This is a genomic window from Longimicrobium sp. (assembly GCF_036399935.1).
In the GTDB taxonomy this organism is placed as follows: Bacteria; Gemmatimonadota; Gemmatimonadetes; order Longimicrobiales; family Longimicrobiaceae; genus Longimicrobium.
In genome coordinates, this window is the sequence record NZ_DASWMD010000017.1 from 1 (window position 1) to 15,676 (window position 15,676).

Genomic DNA, 15,676 nt, shown 5'->3' on the forward strand with positions numbered 1-15,676 from the left:
CCGCCAGCCGCACCGCACTGGCTCCCTTCCCCCGCGCAGTTTGCGGGGGAAGGGCTGGGGATGGGGGGCGCCCGGGGCCCGCGCCGGGCCCCGCCCAGCCCAGCCGAACCTACACCCCGGCCGTCGCCACCAGCCCCGCCATCCGCGCCGCCGCCTGCCTCAGCCGGTCTTCCGTGCAGGTGAGCGCAATGCGGACGAAGCCCTCGCCGCCCGCGCCCAGCGACTTCCCCGGCAGCAGCGCCACGCCCTGCTCCAGCAGCAGCCGGCGCGACCACTCCTCGCTGCTCACGCCCTCGGGCAGCGGCACCCACACGTACATCGTGGCCTGCGGAAGCGGCACGTCGAACCCGGCGTCGCGCAGCGCCTCCACGGCGGCGTCACGGCGCCGCTGAAAGGTTTCCACGTTCCTCGGAACCCAGTCGGCGTGCGAGCGCAGGGCCGCCACGCCGGCGTGCTGGATGGTGAAGGGCACGCCCGTGTCGGCGAACGTCTTCACCCGCGTCAGCGCCCCCACCAGGTCGGCGTTGCCCACGGCCCAGCCGGCGCGCCACCCGGTCATGTTGTACGTCTTCGACAGCGAGTGGAACTCGATGGCCACGTCCATCGCCCCCGGAATCTCGAAGATGCTCGGGGGGCGATACCCGTCGAACGCGATCTCCGAGTAGGCGTTGTCGTACGCCAGGATGGCATCGTGGCGGCGGCACCACGCCACCGCGTCCGCCAGGTACTCGCGCGACGCCGAGGCCGCGGTGGGATTGTTGGGATAGTTCAGGTACAGGATCTTCGTCCGCCGTGCGACGTCCCCGGGAATCTCGTCGAGCGGAATCAGGAAGTCGTTCTCCGGCCGCAGCGGCACGATGTGCGGGGTGCCGCCCGCCAGCACGGTGCCGCCCAGGTACGCCTGGTACCCCGGGTCGGGGATCACCGTCATGTCGCCCGGCTCCAAAAACGCGAACGGCAGGTGGAAGATCCCCTCCTTGGAGCCGATCAGCGGCAGCACCTGCTTCATGGGATCGACCTCCACGCCGAAGCGCGAACCCATCCACCGCGTGATCTCTTCCCGGAACTCCACCAGCCCCAGCTGAAACGGGTAGCGCGAGTTGGACGGGTCCTGCGCGGCGCCGCGAAGCGCCTCGACGGCGGCGGGCGGCGGCGGCAGGTCGGCGTCGCCGGTGCCCAGGTCGATCACGTCCACGCCGCGGGCCTTGAGGTCGCGCTTGATGGCGGGAACGTCGGAGAGCGGGTACGGCGGAAGGCTCCTGAAGCGAGCCGCGAGTTGGGGCATTCGGGGTCCGGTCCGGTCAGGCGTGAGTGGGGGCGGATGCGTCGGCGCGCGGGCGGTCCAGCAGCATCCGCGCGGCCAGGATCACCCCGCCGATGGTGATGGAGATGTCGGCGAAATTGAAGATGTAGGGAAAGAAGTGGACGTAGATGAAGTCCGTCACTCCCCCGTTCACCAGCCGGTCGCCCAGGTTGCCCAGCGCGCCGCCCAGGACCAGCGCCCCGGCGATCTGCTGCCAGCGGTCGTGCGTGTCCCACATCATCCACACCGCCACGCCGATGCCCACCAGCGTCAGCAGCGCAATGAGGGGCATGCGCAGGCCGGGGGGCAGGTCCTTGAGAAAGCCCCAGGAGATCCCGGTGTTCATGGTGTGCATGAAGCTGAGCAGCCCCTCGATCAGCGGCCGCCGGTCGTACAGCGGCAGCCGCTGCTGCACGATCGCCTTGGTGATCCAGTCGACGGCGACGATGGCGGCGATGACGAGGGCCAGCCAGCGGCTGCGGGAAAGCTTGATCATGAGGCCTGCACGGGGTTGCGGAGAATGCCGACGCCGGGGATTTCCACCTCGACGACGTCGCCCGGGTTCAGGGGCGACACGCCGGCCGGGGTGCCCGTGGCGATCAGGTCGCCGGGCTCCAGCGTCATGACCCCGGAAATGTACTCGATCAGGGTGGGGATGCTGAAGGCCATGTCGCCCACGCGGCCGTGCTGGCGCACCTCGCCGTTCACGCGGCAGATCACCTCCAGCCCGTTGCGGTCCACGCGCTCCAGCGGCACCACCGTCCCCGTGGGGCAAAAGGTGTCGAACCCCTTGGCGCGCGCCCACTGCCCGTCTGGCTTCTGCAGGTCGCGCGCGGTCACGTCGTTCAGCGGCACGACGCCCTGCACGTAGCCCCACGCGTCCGCCGCGGCCACGTTCTTTGCCCGCCGCCCGATCACGACGCCGATCTCGCCCTCGTGCTCCACCTGCCGCGAGGCGGCGGGGAGCACGATGGCCTCGCCGTCGGCGATGATGGCCGAGGGCGGCTTGAAGAAGAGCAGCGGCCGCTCGGGAACGTCGTTCCCCAGCTCGCGCGCATGTTCCAGGTAGTTGCGGCCGACACAGACGATCTTGGACGGACGGGTCACGGCATCGTACGGGTTGGGGGATCGGCACGCTCCAGGGCGGCGCGCCCGTGGTCATCCCGGGTCTTTCACCGTCCTGCGTCCGACCCTGAGGGATCTACGTCTGGATGCGGAGGAGATCGTTCCTCCGAGTCCCGGCTTCGCTCCAGGACCGGTCGTGCAAGGAAGCTGCCCTGCCGCGCGCCATGGGTCAAGAGCAGTGGAGGTACACCACACACGCGCGAAACGGGCGCGGAGCCGAAGCTCCGCGCCCGTTTTCAGCGCGATGGGTCCGTCGGAGAGGCTTACGCCTGCTCGTCCGTGCCGGCGTCCGCGGCCGGAGCCTCGTCCGAAGCCGGAGCCTCGTCCGAAGCCGGAGCCTCGTCCGCTGCCGCCACCGGAGCCGCGTCGGCCGAAGCCTCCGCAACCGGGGCTTCGTCGGCCGCGGGCGCGTCGTCGGCGCTCGCGGTGGTCTCGGAAGCCTCGTCCGCGACGGCCGGGGTGGCCGCTACGGTGAACTGCGGCTCGCCGCCCTCGAACTTGGGCACCCGCACCACTTCGCAGACGATGCGGTGGTTGGCCGCGTCGACCTCGGTGATGCGCATGTCCAGCATGTCGCCCTCGGCGAACACGTCCGCCGGGTTCTGCAGGCCGGTCACGCCGATCTGCGAAACGGGCACGAAGCCTTCGACGTCGTTGCCCAGGTCCACCGCCACGCCCTTGTCCTGCAGGCGGGTGATGGGGCCGGCGATCTCCTGGCCCGCGTGGTACTGCGTGGCGATGTCGCCCCACGGGTCGTCCTGGGTCTGCTTGAGGCCCAGCGAGATGCGCTTGTTCTCGGCGTCCACGCCCAGGATCACCACGTCGACGTCGTCACCCTTCTTGACGACTTCCGACGGGTGCTGGATGCGCTTCGTCCAGCTCATGTCCGAGATGTGCACCAGGCCGTCGATGCCCGGCTCGATCTCGACGAAGGCGCCGAAGCTGGTGAGGTTGCGGACCTTGCCGGAAAGGCGCGTGCTCACCGGGTACTTGGCCGGCAGCGCATGCCAGGGGTCTTCCTCGATCTGCTTCATGCCCAGCGAGATCTTCTCGCCTTCCGGATCCACCTTCAGGATCACCGCCTCGATCTCGTCGCCCAGCGACACGATCTTGGACGGGTGCCGGACGTTGCGCGTCCAGCTCATCTCGGAGATGTGCACCAGGCCCTCGACACCCTTCTCCAGCTCCACGAAGGCGCCGTAGTTGGTGATCGAGACGACGCGGCCGCGAACGCGGGCGCCCACCGGGTACTTCTTCTCGACGTCCTTCCAGGGGTAGTCCTGCAGCTGCTTCAGGCCCAGCGACAGGCGCTCGCGCTCCCAGTCGATGTCCAGGACCTTCACCTCCAGCTCGTCGCCGATGCCCACCACCTCGGACGGGTGGCCCACGCGGCCCCACGACATGTCGGTGATGTGCAGCAGGCCGTCCATGCCGCCCAGGTCGATGAACGCACCGAAGTCGGTGATGTTCTTGACGATGCCCACGCGCTGCTGGCCTACCTCGAGCTCCTTCTTCAGCTTGTCGCGCTTGATCTCGCGGTCGGCTTCCAGGAGCACGCGGCGCGACACCACGATGTTGCGGCGGCGCTTGTTGAGCTTGATGATCTTGAACTCGTACGTCTCGCCGATCAGGTCCTCGATGTTCGGAACCCGGCGCAGCGCGATCTGCGAGCCCGGCAGGAACGCATCCACGCCCATCAGGTCGACGGTGACGCCGCCCTTGATCTTGCGCGTAAGCATGCCGGCCACCGCGGTGCCGTTCTCGTACGCCACGCGGATCTGCTCCCACACGCGCAGGAAGTCGGCCTTCTTCTTGGACAGGACGACCACGCCGTCCTCGTCCTCGAGGTTCTCGAGGAAGACCTCGACCTCGTCGCCGATCTGCAGCGAGTCCGGGTCCTTGAACTCGTCGCGGGTAACCGCGCCCTCGCTCTTGAAGCCCAGGTCCAGGATCACCGCCTTGTCGGTGATGCGGAGGATGCGGGCCTTGACGATCTCACCCTCTTCGATGTTGCTGAGGGTGGGCTCGTACATGTCGAGCATCGCCTCGTACTCTTCGGACGTATACTCGTCTTCGTCGAAGAGGTCGGGGCGAATGCCGAGCGAACGCGCGCGCTCGGCGATCTGCTCGATGGTAAGCTCATTGCCCGGGCGCCAGGGCTCGCGGGCGACGGCGACGCCGCCCTCGTCCTCGCCGGACAAGAAGTCTGCTGCGGTGATGTCGGACATGTGGTGTGGATCTCCCGTAACTCCCGCCGGCGGGATGGGTGCCGGCGGTGGGTTTGAGGGTGAGCGGTTGAGGGCCTGAAAAACTGCCCGGGAAACGGAGAAAGTTACGCCACTTCCCCGCCCGGGTCAACCCCGCCCCGCTCGCGCGCAAGCTCCACGATGCGCTGCACCTGCTGCTCCAGCGTCAGGTGCGTGGTGTCGATGACCACCGCGTCTTCCGCCTGCCGCAGCGGCGCGGCGGCGCGGTTGCTGTCCAGCTCGTCGCGCCCCTGCAGCCGCGCGGCTTCCACCCGCACGTGCTGCTCGCTCAAGTCGGCCTCGCCCTGCTCCATCAGCCGGCGGCGGGCGCGCTCCTCGGCGTCGGCGATCAGGTACGCCTTGAGTTCGGCTTCGGGAAACACGACGGTGCCGATGTCGCGCCCGTCGGCCACCAGGCCGCCGCGCGCGCCGGACTCGCGCAGCGCGTCCATCAGCCACTCGCGCACGGTGGGGACGGCGGCCATGCGCGACACGTGCTCGTTCACCCGCGGCATCCGGATCTCGGCGCTCACGTCGCGCCCGCCCACGGTCATCACGTAGCCGCGCTCGCCGGGAACGCCGTGCACGTCCAGCCGGTCCAGCTCGTCGCCCGACAGTGTTTCCCAGCGGTCGGGGTCGATGCCGGCCTGCAGGGCGGCGTAGGTGATGGCGCGGTAGAAGGCGCCCGAGTCCAGGTGCCGGTAGCCCAGCCGCTCGGCGACGGCCTTGGCGGTGGAGCTCTTGCCGGAGCCCGCCGGGCCGTCCAGCGCGATGATGATTCCGTCCGGGCGTGTGTTTTCGGTCATCGTTTCGGTGGTCGAATCGTGTGGGCCCCTCCCCCGGCCCCTCCCGCACAAACTGACGTGCGGAGAAGGGAGAACTTCGACTGTCATCCTGAGGCGCAGGCGCACCAAACCGGCCCGTGACTCACTCCTCGCGCGCCGAAGGATCTAGCCTGCGCCACTTCTCAGCCCGGGCGCGGCAGCGAGCACCCAGACCCGAGACGCGTCCCGCCGGAGGGCCCCTCCCCCGGCCCCTCCTCCGGCAAACTGCGCCGGGAGAGGGGGGAACTTCGGTCGGGTTCGTCTGGCTGCCGGTGCATGCCTTGGGAGCCCCCTCCCCCCGGCCCCCGTCCCCCGCTGCGCAGGGGAGGGGGAGACCTGCACACATCTTGGGGCGCGCCACAAGCCTACCTCACACCGCCGCAAGCCAGTCCACGCAGGCGGACGTCGTGTGGTTGTTGCAGCGAATTCATTCGCTCCTGCAGGGCTGGGGACCGACCTTGGCTGAGGCCCGCGCCTCAGTCCGGCGACTGCCCCGTCACCCCAGCCAGCAGCTCCCAGAATCCGGGGAAGCTCACGTCCACAACCGCGCGGTCGTCGATCTCGACGGAGTTTTCCGGGCACGCGCCCAGAACGCCGAACGCCATCGCGACCCGGTGGTCGTCGTACGAGTGCACCGCGCCGGAGAGCGGCCGGTCCGTTCCGCGGACGATCAGCCCGTCCTCCAGCTCCTCCGCATCCACCCCCAGCGCGCGCAGGTTGCCGGCCACCGCGGCAATGCGGTCCGTCTCCTTTACCCGCAGCTCGCCCGCGCCCGTGATCCGCGTCTCCCCCTCCGCCCGCGCCGCCAGCACCGCCAACATGGGGATCTCGTCGATGGCGGCCGGTACCTCCTGGCCCCCCACCTCGATCCCCCGCAGCCGCGCCGGGCGGACGACCAGGTCAGCGACCAGTTCTCCCCCCTCCTCGCGCTGGTTCTCGCGCGCGATGCGGGCGCCCATGCGCGCGACGAGCTCGAAGAACCCCGTCCGCGTGGGGTTCACGCACACGTCCCTGATGCGTAGCTCGCCCTCGTCCGCCAGCAGCGCGAGCGCCACCAGGAACGCGGCGGACGACGGATCGCCGGGCACGGACAGGTCCAGCGGCGGCAGCGCGCGGCCGCTGGGCGTAAGGCTGACGTGCACCGCCCCGTCCGCCACGCTGGTCTGCACGAACTCGCCTAAACCCCGCAGCATGCGCTCGGTGTGGTCGCGCGACAGGACGGGCTCGGTGACGGAAACGGGCACGCCCGCGCCCAGGCCGGCCAGCAGCACCGCGCTCTTGATCTGCGCGCTGGCCTTGGGCGATGCGTAGTGCAGCGGGCGGAGTGGGCCGCCGCCGACTTCGATGGGCAGGGTGCCGGATGCGCCCAGTTCCTGGAACCGCGCGCCCATCCGCTCGAGTGGGGCGGTGATGCGGCGCATCGGGCGGCTGCGCAGCGAGTCGTCGCCGGTGAGCGTCGCGTTGAACGGGCGCGATGCGAGAAGACCCATCATCAGCCGCGCCGTCGTCCCGCTGTTGCCGCAGTCCAGCCACTCGCGCGGCTCCGTCCATGCGCCGATCCCCCGTCCCACGACGCGGATCTCCGAGCCGTCCGCCGGGGGGACGGGCACGTCCACGCTCAGCGCCCGCAGCACGGACGCGGTGCTCCGGCAGTCGGCGCCGGGCAGCAGGCCGCGCAGGCGGCTTTCGCCGTCCGCCACGGCGCTGAACATCAGCGCGCGGTGCGTCATGGACTTGTCGCCCGGGACGGTGACGTCGCCGGACACGTGCAGCTTCATCGAGGCTCGCTCGTCAGGATTGCGTTCAGGGCCGCCAAGCTACCCATCCGCCGCGCGCCATCGCAACGCCTGCGCCGCGAACGGACCATCGCGTGCCTCGTCTCTCGAAACCGGTCCTCTCGATCCGTATCGATGCCGGGATTGTGTGCCGCGGCTGACAGGCATCACCTGCCGCCACCCAGCGCCTCGAACAACTCACCCACCTCCGCCGGGTCGCGCAGGTACGACCGGGCGGCGCTCTCGGCGGGGAGCGGATCGGCGATGAGCACGCCCTCGGCGGAGTCGCTCCAGCCCTCCAGCGCGCGGAACGCGTCCTCGTCGGTACGGTCGTCGCCCAGGTACAGCACGGGGGCTCCCGCCGGCGGGTGCATCTGCTCCAGGAGAAAGAGCACGGCGCGGCCCTTGTCCCACTCCACGCGGGGGCGCACCTCCAGCACCATCTTCCCCTCCGTCACCTTCAGCCCGGAGCGCCCGTCCGCCGCGCCGTAGACCGCATCCCGCACCTCCGCCTCGCGGTCCGGCGCCTGGCGGTAGTGTATGCTCAGCGTCAGCCCCTTGTCTTCTACGAACGCGCCATCGATCGCGCCCAGCACGTACCCGATCTCCCGCGCCACCTCTTCCAGCTCGGGTCGCGCGGCTGCGGCCTCGGGATGAATGCGGTGCAGCCCCGCGCCGTCGATCTCCATCCCATGGTTCCCGGCGTAGGCGATCCCCGGAATCGCGGCGCGCTCCCGCACGTCCGCCAGCCCGCGCCCGCTGACGACCGCCACCTCCACGCCCGCCAGCGCCATCAACGAATCGAGCGCGCGCCGGGTGCGCTCGGGCATCGTAGCCATCTCCGGACGCGCCACGATGGGCGCCAGCGTCCCGTCGAAATCCAGCAGCAGCACCAGCCGGCCGCTGCGGGTCCACGCATCGCGCCAGGCCGGCACGCGTTCCAGGGCATGTTGCATGAGAGACGAAGTGCGTGAGTGCGTGAGTGCGTGAGCGAAAGTGCGAAAGTGCGAAAGTGCGAAAGTGCGAAAGTGCGACGTCGCGGGCTAGACGCGTGCCGCCGCACGATCTACGTCTATTCCCCATTCCCTATTCCTTGCCCCCGCCCTACCTTCCCGCGCTCGCGGACGACGACAACCAGCACGCCCCACGCAATGCCCTGGACGGACCAGATCACCTTCGACGAGCGCGGCCTGGTGCCCGTCGTCGCGCAGGACGCGCGCACGGGCGAGGTGCTGATGCTCGCGTGGGCCAACGCCGAGGCGCTGCAGCTCACCCGGAGCACCGGCCGTGCCCATTACTGGAGCCGGTCGCGCAAGTCGCTGTGGGCCAAGGGCGAAACCAGCGGCCACGTGCAGGAAGTGGAAGACGTGCGGATGGACTGCGACGGGGACGCCGTGCTCTACCGCGTCCGGCAGACCGGCCCCGCCTGCCACACCGGCGAGCGGAGCTGCTTCCATCGGGGGATCGACGGCGAGGCCGCGGGCGAAGCGGCGGACGCGCGCCACATGCTGGACAGGCTGGACGAGATTATCGCCACGCGGGAGCAGGAGCGGCCCGAGGGCTCGTACACCACCTATCTCTTCACCGCGGGCATCGACAAGGTGCTCAAGAAGGTGGGCGAAGAGGCCACCGAAACGGTAATCGCCGCCAAGAACGGCGACAACGCCGAGCTCCGCAGCGAATCCGCCGACCTGCTCTTTCACCTGATGGTGCTGTGGCGCACCCGGGGCCTGGACGCCGCCGACGTGTGGGGCGAGCTGGAGCGCCGCTTCGGGCAGGCGCCCCGCCCCGGCAGCACCGCGGCGCGGGCCAGCCGCTCGGCGGACGGAACCTGACGCCCTAGTCCGTGCGCGGCGGGTCGCCCACGCGGCGGCCCCGCCGCCGGACGGCGGGAACGTCGTCCAGCTCCACCCGCAGCGGAAACGCCGCGTCCAGGATCATCTCCGACTCCCCCGGGTCGCGCCAGCCGCCCTCCACCGGGTCGTCCCAGTCCACCTTGCTGCCGTCCGGGCGGTAGGGCTGCATCCAGTACATCCGCGTGCCCGTGCGGTCCCGCGCCTCGGCGATCAGCACCGGGTGGGGGCTGCCGTCCCAGTCCATCTGCGCCTCCATCGCCAGGAGCAGGCAGTCGGGCTTGCGCGTTTCCGCGTACTTCCGGATGGTCCCCGACAGGATCTCGGGCGAGGCCCCTCCCAGGTCGCCCGGGATGGGGATGGCCAGCGTGCGGAACTCCGGCGTGGCGTGCCCCGGTTTTTCGTGGACGCTCCGGATGCGCGGCGGAACGTCTTCCCCGTCCATGGCCGCCCTGCCGATGTCGTTCCTGACCTCGTCCAGGAAGCGCGTGGCCATTCCAAGCGTGCGCTCGAGCTGCTGGGTCCTGCTTCGCGACACTCCTACCCCCCGGCTTCGGTACCTTCTTTTTTCGGCGGATTGGTGGCGCTGAACGCCTCCCACCGCGACGAGACCGGCACCCGTTCGCCTATGCAAACCCGGAGCCACCGGATAGGGTTTGCGTAAAGATTGAGGGATCGGCGAGCACGCCCGCCGGAAACGGGCGCAGGTGCGCCGACGGGCGCGGCGGTGCACGGGTAAGTGGCTGGCGGTACGCGGAAAACGCGCCAGCGGGACGGGACGAAGGCAGCCTCGGCGCACGATCCGGCACCAACCGTGCGCCGGGCCGATGAACGCGGCTGCCCCGCGCGGCACGGGGCAGCGCGGGGCATTCGAGGTGCGGCAAAACTACAGCCGAAATGTGGCGGATTCAGGATTTCGCCGCTTCTTCCACCGCACGGCGCAGGCGGGTCCACACGGCGGTGCCGTAGCGCAGGAAGTTGGCCCGCTCGCCGGGGAGCTCGGCCAGCCAGGCCCAGGCCGGCTGATGGCCCTTGCGCGTGTTGCAGGCCAGGCAGGCCGTCACCAGGTTGCCGGGCGAGTTGTCGCCGCCGCGGGCGCGGGGCTGCACGTGGTCCAGCGAAAGCTGCTCGGGGGGAAACAGCCCGGCGCAGTACACGCACCGGTTGCCGTCGCGGTCGAAGATGCGTTCGCGCAGGCTGACGTCGTCCCTCATCCCGGGTGCACCTCGTACCCCTCGTCCTGCAGCGAGGCGATCACCTGGTTCATGTGCTCGCGCCCGCGCAGCTCCAGCGTCAGGTTGATCTCGGCCTCCGTCACCCACAGGTCGGCGGTGGCGCGGTTGTGGTCCAGCCGCAGCACGTTGGCGCCCGTTTCGGCCAGCCGCGCGGTCAGCCCGGCCAGGGCCCCCGGGCGGTCCTTCACCCGCACCCGCAGGGTGGCGCGCCGGCCGTCCTGCACCAGCCCGCGGTCGATGATGCGCGACATCAGCGTGACGTCGATGTTTCCCCCGCTGAGGATCATCACCACGTTCTTTCCCGCCACGTCGGCCACGTGCCCGCCCACCACCGCCGCCACCGTGGTGGCGCACGCCGCCTCGGCCACCGTCTTTTCGCGCTCCAGCAGCAGCAGCACCCCCGCCGCGATCTCCTCCTCGCTCACCACCACCAGCTCGTCGACGTAGCGCTCGATGTGGCTGAAGGTGTTCCCGCCGATCCTGCGGACGGCGATGCCCTCGGCGATGGTTTCGGCGGGGGGAATGGTCACCAGCTCGCCGGCCTCCCGTGCGCGCAGCGCGGCGGGAAGCGCGGACGACTCCACCCCCACCACGCGCACGCCGGGACGGGTTTCCTTGATGGCCGTGGCGATGCCGGAGATGATGCCCCCGCCGCCGACGGCGCACACCACCACGTCCACGTAGGGAACCTGCTCCAGCACCTCGAGCCCGATGGTGCCCTGCCCCGCGATGATCCCGGGGTCGTCGAAGGGATGGATGAGCGTCTGCCCTTCCTGCTCGCGGATGCGCAGGGCCTCGACCATGGCCTCGTCGTACACGGAGCCGTGCAGCACCACGCGCGCGCCGTACTTTTCCGTCGCCGACACCTTCACCAGCGGGGTGCGCTCGGGCATCACGATGGTGGTGGGAATGCCCAGCCGCGCCGCGTGGTAGGCCACCCCCTGCGCGTGGTTGCCGGCGCTGGCGGCGATCACCCCGCGGGCACGGTCCTCCTCGGGCATCAGCAGCATGCGGTTCAGCGCGCCGCGCTCCTTGAAGCTGCCGGTGCGCTGAAGGTTCTCGAACTTGAACCACGCGTTCCCGCCGAACATCTCGCCGAAGGTTTCCGACGGGGTGCACGGGGTGAGCACCACCTGCCCGGCGATGCGCTCCCGTGCCTCGCGGATGTCCTGGAGCGTAACCATGCAAGCACGCAAGATACGAGACAGAATGGACGGCGGACGTTGCCGAAGTGAACGCGATGTGATAACCTCTCCGCGCGGCGGGGGCAAGCGGTCTCCGGCGCTGCCGCCGACGCGCCGATGGAAGCACAGGACACGCCCCACGTTCCCCATCCGCCGGAATTCGCCGCGGTCGCGCACGCGCTCGCCACCCGCCCTGCGCCGGAGCCGGTGCCCGAGCTGGCGGTGCCGCGCGCCGCGGTGGCGCTGCTGCTGCGCCCGGGCGGCGAGGGGCTGGAGCTGCTGCTGATCCGCCGCGCCGAGCGCCTGGGAGACCCGTGGTCGGGGCACGTGGCGCTGCCCGGGGGGCGCGAGCAGCCGGAAGATGCCGCCCCGAAAGACACGGCGGCGCGCGAAACCCGCGAAGAGGTGGGGATCGACGTGCACGCGGGCGGGTGGCTGCTGGGCGCGCTGGAGCCCGTGTGGCCCCGCTCCGCGCGGGCGCCGAACATCCTGGTGCGCCCCTTCGTGTTCGGCGTGCCCGGCGGCACCCGGGCGGTGCCCAACGAAGAGGTGGACGCTGCGGTGTGGATTCCGCTCGCCGAGCTCCGCGCCCCGGGCGCCGTCACCGAGCACCTGCTGGAGATGGAGGGGATCGGGGCGATGCGGTTTCCGGCGCTGGGCACCCGCGGCTACGTGGTCTGGGGGCTCACCCACCGCATCGTTTCGGAGTTCCTGGCGCTGCCCCTGGGGTGACCGGCGGCGCGCCCGCACGAGAGATGCAGTGGAACGCGCGGTCCGAGGAAAGCAGACGAGAAACGATCGATGCCGCACGAAGCCGTCACGCTGAAGCTCACCACCCGCCAGGCCCAGGCGCTGCGGGCGCTGGCCGAGCTGGAAGACCTTCCGCCCGAGGTGTACGCGGCCGAGGTGCTGGCCAAGCACCTGTACCACGCCTACACCCCCGACGTGGCCCGGCGCGCGGCCGCGCCGGGCGGGGCGCCCGGCGGGGACACGCCCTGACCGACACCGGATTTTGATCCCAGAGCCGTCCATGGAAGATACCTCGTTCGAGTTCCTGAAGCGCCTGCTCGACGCCCCCGGCCCGTCGGGCTTCGAGACCGCCGCCGCGCGCGTGTGGCGCGCCGAGGCCGAGGCGTTCGCCCAGGGCGTCACCATCGACGTCGCCGGAAACTCGTACGCCACCCTCGGCCGGGAGGGCGGCCCGCGCATCATGCTGGCGGGGCACGTCGACGAGATCGGGCTGATGGTGACGCACGTGGACGAAGAAGGCTTCCTGTACGTGGACGGCATCGGCGGGTGGGACCCGCAGGTGCTGGTGGGGCAGCGGATCCGCTTCCTCACGCGGATGGGCCACGTGGTGGGCGTCGTCGGGAAGAAGCCCATCCACCTGATCAAGCCCGAGGAAAAGGAAAAGGCCGTCAAGCTCAGCGACCTGTGGGTGGACGTGGGAGCGCGCGACCGTGACGGCGCGACGGCGCGCGGCATCCGCGTGGGTGACCCCGGGGTGGTGGACGCGGGGCTCATCGAGCTGGGCGACGGCCTGATCGCCAGCCGCGCGGTGGACAACCGCATCGGCGCGTACGTGGTGCTGGAGGTGCTCCGCGCCCTCTCCACCGGCGAGGGCGGCCAGGCGGAGGTCACCGCGGTGGCCACGGCGCAGGAGGAGATCGGCTACCACGGCGGCGGCGCGCGCACCTCGGCGTACAAGCTGGATCCGCAGATCGCCATCGTGGTGGACCTCACCTTCTCGACGGACGCGCCGGGGGTGGAGAAGAAGCAGGTGGGCGAGCACAAGCTGGGGAGCGGCCCCGTGCTGTCGCGCGGCTCCGCCATCCATCCCATCGTCTTCGAGCGCCTGGCCACGCTCGCCGAGGCAGAGGGCATTCCCTACACCATCCAGGGAAGCCCGCGGATGACCTCCACCGACGCCGACGCCATCTACCTGCAGCGCGCCGGCGTGCCGACGGCGGTCGTGTCGATCCCCAACCGGTACATGCATAGCCCGAACGAGGTGGTGGACCTGGCGGACGTGGACGCGACGATCCGCCTGATCACGGCGTTCTGCCGGTCGGTAACGGCCGAGGACGACTTCATTCCACGGTAACGGCAGTGCGTGAGTGCGTTAGTGCGTGAGTGCGGAAAAACAGCCCGTACCTTCGCACTTTCGCACTTTCGCACTCACGCACTCACGCACTCTCCTCCCCGTGTACACCGTCGACGAAACCCTCATCCGCGCCCCCGTGGACGCATGCTACCGCGCGGGCGCGGACGTGGAGCGGTGGCCCGAGTGGCTGCCGCACTACCGGTACGTGCGCTTCCAGCGCCGGGACGGGTTCGGAACGGGACGCGTGGAGATGGCGGCGCGCCGGGGGTTCGGGCCCCTGCCCTGGCCCGTGTGGTGGGTGTCGGAGATGCACCTGGATCCCGGTCGGCCGGCCGTCGTCTACCGCCACGTGGACGGCATCACCACCGGCATGGACGTCGAGTGGACCTTCCATCCCCAGCCGGACGGCCGCACGCTGGTGCGCATCGTCCACGGGTGGAAGCAGGGGCCGCGCTGGCCCCTTCCCTCCCCCGCGCGGCGGGCGGTGGCCGACGCGGTGATTGGGCCCGTCTTCATCCACCACGTGGCCTCGCGTACGCTGGCGGGGATCAAGCGGCACCTGGAAGGCGGTTGAGGCGCACCTCGGGACGCATGCGGGGTACAGGGGGGCGCAAGTCCCTGCGTACTAACGGCGCGGGAGTGGCGGATGCCTTCTCCCGCGCCTGGTTTTTTCACCCGATCTGCGGTTCATGAGCGAGTCCAGCCACAGCGGCGCGCGCCGTGTCGTCATCACCGGCATCGGCGCCATCACCCCCATCGGCAGCGGCGTCGAGGGGTTCTGGGAGGGGCTGCGGAAGCGGGAAAGCGCGGTCCGCAAGATCGACCGCTTCGACCCGTCGCCCTTCCGCTCGCACATCGCCGCCCAGGTGAACGACTTCGAGCCGACGGACTACATGGAGCGCAACCGCGCGCGCCGCACCGAGCGGTACGCGCAGTTCTCCCTGGCCGCGTCGCGCCAGGCCATCGAGGATGCCGCGCTGGACCCCGGCTCGGAAGACTCCGACCGCGTGGGCGTGCTGATGGGAAGCGCGCTGGGTGGCGTGGCGTACGGCGAAAACCAGTTCACCGGCTACGTGCACAAGGGCGTCCGCGGGGTGGACCCGATGCTGGCCCTGGCGGTGTTCAATGGCGCCGCCTCGTGCAACGTGGCCATCGAGTTCGGCTTCACGGGCATCAATTCCACCAACGGGATGAGCTGCGCCTCGGGCGCCATCGCCATCGGCGACGGGTGGCGCGCCATCCGCGCCGGCGAGGCCGACGTGGTGATCGCCGGCGGTGTCGAGGCCCCGCTGGCCCCGCTCTGCTACGGCGCCTTCGCCATCATCCGCGCCATGTCTACCCGCAACGACGACCCGTCGCGCGCCTCGCGCCCCTTCGACGCCGACCGCGACGGCTTCGTGATGGGCGAGGGCGCCGCCGTGCTGGTGCTGGAGGAGCTGGAGCACGCCCGCGCCCGCGGCGCGCGCATCTACGCCGAGGTGCGGGGCTACGGCACCAGCAACGACGCGCACCACATGACGGCGCCGCGGCCCGACGGCAGCCAGGCTGCGCGGGCCATGCGCGCCGCGCTTCGCACGGGCGGGCTGCAGCCGGCGGACGTGGACGTGATCAACGCGCACGGCTCGTCGACCCCGCTGAACGACAGCACCGAGTCGCGGGTGATCCGCGACGTCTTCGGCGAGCACGCCGACGGGCTGAAGGTGAGCGGCACCAAGGGCTACCACGCCCACTGCCTGGGCGCGACGGGGGCGCTGGAGGCCGCCATCTCGGCGCTCTCCATCCAGCGCGGCTGGGTGCCCCCCACGCTGAACCTGGAGCGCGCGGGCGACGAGTGCGACCTCGACTACGTCACCGGCGAGGGCGCCACCATGCCCGTGCGCGCGGTGGTCTCCAACTCCTTCGGCTTCGGCGGCATCAACGCGGCCCTCGCCTTCGGCGCGGTGGACTGACGGGGAAATAGGACGCTCATGAACGGCTGAAGCAGCACGATGGCCCGCGCAACGAAATCGGGCGGCTCCCGCGAAGGG

General features: G+C 70.7%; 16 protein-coding genes. 6 read left to right on the forward strand and 10 right to left on the reverse strand.

Annotated features, from left to right (window positions below):
- Window positions 1-109: 109 nt before the first annotated feature.
- The 7 genes from VGB24_RS06580 to otsB form a co-directional block, all read right to left on the reverse strand.
- Window positions 110-1,285: an aminotransferase class I/II-fold pyridoxal phosphate-dependent enzyme gene (locus tag VGB24_RS06580; RefSeq protein ID WP_331072163.1), complete on the reverse strand. Its 1,176-nt coding sequence runs from the start codon at window positions 1,283-1,285 to the stop codon at window positions 110-112.
- A 16-nt stretch (window positions 1,286-1,301) separates the two neighbouring features.
- A complete protein-coding gene (lspA, locus tag VGB24_RS06585) occupies window positions 1,302-1,799 on the reverse strand; it encodes a signal peptidase II (RefSeq protein WP_331072164.1) in 498 nt (165 codons plus the stop codon).
- Complete coding sequence (locus VGB24_RS06590; RefSeq protein ID WP_331072165.1) at window positions 1,796-2,410, reverse strand: fumarylacetoacetate hydrolase family protein; 615 nt, start codon at window positions 2,408-2,410, stop codon at window positions 1,796-1,798. Before VGB24_RS06590 ends, lspA begins: the two co-directional genes overlap by 4 nt.
- A 281-nt stretch (window positions 2,411-2,691) precedes the next feature.
- A complete protein-coding gene (locus tag VGB24_RS06595) occupies window positions 2,692-4,656 on the reverse strand; it encodes a 30S ribosomal protein S1 (RefSeq protein ID WP_331072166.1) in 1,965 nt (654 codons plus the stop codon).
- A gap of 104 nt (window positions 4,657-4,760) precedes the next feature.
- Window positions 4,761-5,480 (reverse strand): (d)CMP kinase, encoded by a 720-nt coding sequence (cmk, locus tag VGB24_RS06600; RefSeq protein ID WP_331072167.1) that lies wholly within the window; start codon window positions 5,478-5,480, stop codon window positions 4,761-4,763.
- A gap of 494 nt (window positions 5,481-5,974) precedes the next feature.
- On the reverse strand, window positions 5,975-7,276 hold the full coding sequence (aroA, locus tag VGB24_RS06605) for a 3-phosphoshikimate 1-carboxyvinyltransferase (RefSeq protein WP_331072168.1): 1,302 nt from the start codon (window positions 7,274-7,276) through the stop codon (window positions 5,975-5,977).
- A 164-nt stretch (window positions 7,277-7,440) separates the two neighbouring features.
- Entirely contained in the window at window positions 7,441-8,208 is a 768-nt protein-coding gene (gene otsB / locus VGB24_RS06610; protein WP_331072169.1) for a trehalose-phosphatase, read from the reverse strand.
- A gap of 216 nt (window positions 8,209-8,424) precedes the next feature.
- On the opposite strand from otsB, the gene hisIE reads away from it, so the two are divergent.
- On the forward strand, window positions 8,425-9,108 hold the full coding sequence (gene hisIE, locus VGB24_RS06615) for a bifunctional phosphoribosyl-AMP cyclohydrolase/phosphoribosyl-ATP diphosphatase HisIE (protein ID WP_331072170.1): 684 nt from the start codon (window positions 8,425-8,427) through the stop codon (window positions 9,106-9,108).
- 4 nt (window positions 9,109-9,112) lie between these two features.
- Here the strand turns inward: hisIE and VGB24_RS06620 are convergent, their stop codons facing one another.
- From VGB24_RS06620 to ilvA, 3 genes are all read right to left on the reverse strand, one after another.
- The gene (locus VGB24_RS06620) at window positions 9,113-9,622 is read right to left on the reverse strand and encodes a hypothetical protein (RefSeq protein WP_331072171.1); all 510 of its coding nucleotides are present in this window, start codon (window positions 9,620-9,622) and stop codon (window positions 9,113-9,115) included.
- 412 nt (window positions 9,623-10,034) lie between these two features.
- Complete coding sequence (locus VGB24_RS06625; protein WP_331072172.1) at window positions 10,035-10,340, reverse strand: HNH endonuclease; 306 nt, start codon at window positions 10,338-10,340, stop codon at window positions 10,035-10,037.
- Entirely contained in the window at window positions 10,337-11,545 is a 1,209-nt protein-coding gene (ilvA, locus tag VGB24_RS06630) for a threonine ammonia-lyase (protein ID WP_331072173.1), read from the reverse strand. Before ilvA ends, VGB24_RS06625 begins: the two co-directional genes overlap by 4 nt.
- 117 nt (window positions 11,546-11,662) lie before the next feature.
- Here ilvA and VGB24_RS06635 point away from each other — a divergent pair, with 117 nt between their 5' ends.
- The 5 genes from VGB24_RS06635 (at window position 11,663) to fabF (ending at window position 15,598) form a co-directional block, all read left to right on the forward strand.
- A complete protein-coding gene (locus VGB24_RS06635; RefSeq protein ID WP_331072174.1) occupies window positions 11,663-12,277 on the forward strand; it encodes a CoA pyrophosphatase in 615 nt (204 codons plus the stop codon).
- Window positions 12,278-12,346: 69 nt separating this feature from the next.
- Window positions 12,347-12,544 carry a hypothetical protein gene (locus VGB24_RS06640; protein WP_331021942.1) on the forward strand — a complete coding sequence of 66 codons (198 nt, stop codon included), beginning with the start codon at window positions 12,347-12,349 and terminating at the stop codon, window positions 12,542-12,544.
- A 31-nt stretch (window positions 12,545-12,575) separates the two neighbouring features.
- On the forward strand, window positions 12,576-13,649 hold the full coding sequence (locus VGB24_RS06645) for a M42 family metallopeptidase (RefSeq protein ID WP_331072175.1): 1,074 nt from the start codon (window positions 12,576-12,578) through the stop codon (window positions 13,647-13,649).
- Window positions 13,650-13,749: 100 nt separating this feature from the next.
- Complete coding sequence (locus VGB24_RS06650; protein ID WP_331072176.1) at window positions 13,750-14,223, forward strand: type II toxin-antitoxin system RatA family toxin; 474 nt, start codon at window positions 13,750-13,752, stop codon at window positions 14,221-14,223.
- 115 nt (window positions 14,224-14,338) lie between these two features.
- A complete protein-coding gene (gene fabF / locus VGB24_RS06655; protein ID WP_331072177.1) occupies window positions 14,339-15,598 on the forward strand; it encodes a beta-ketoacyl-ACP synthase II in 1,260 nt (419 codons plus the stop codon).
- Window positions 15,599-15,676: the final 78 nt, after the last annotated feature.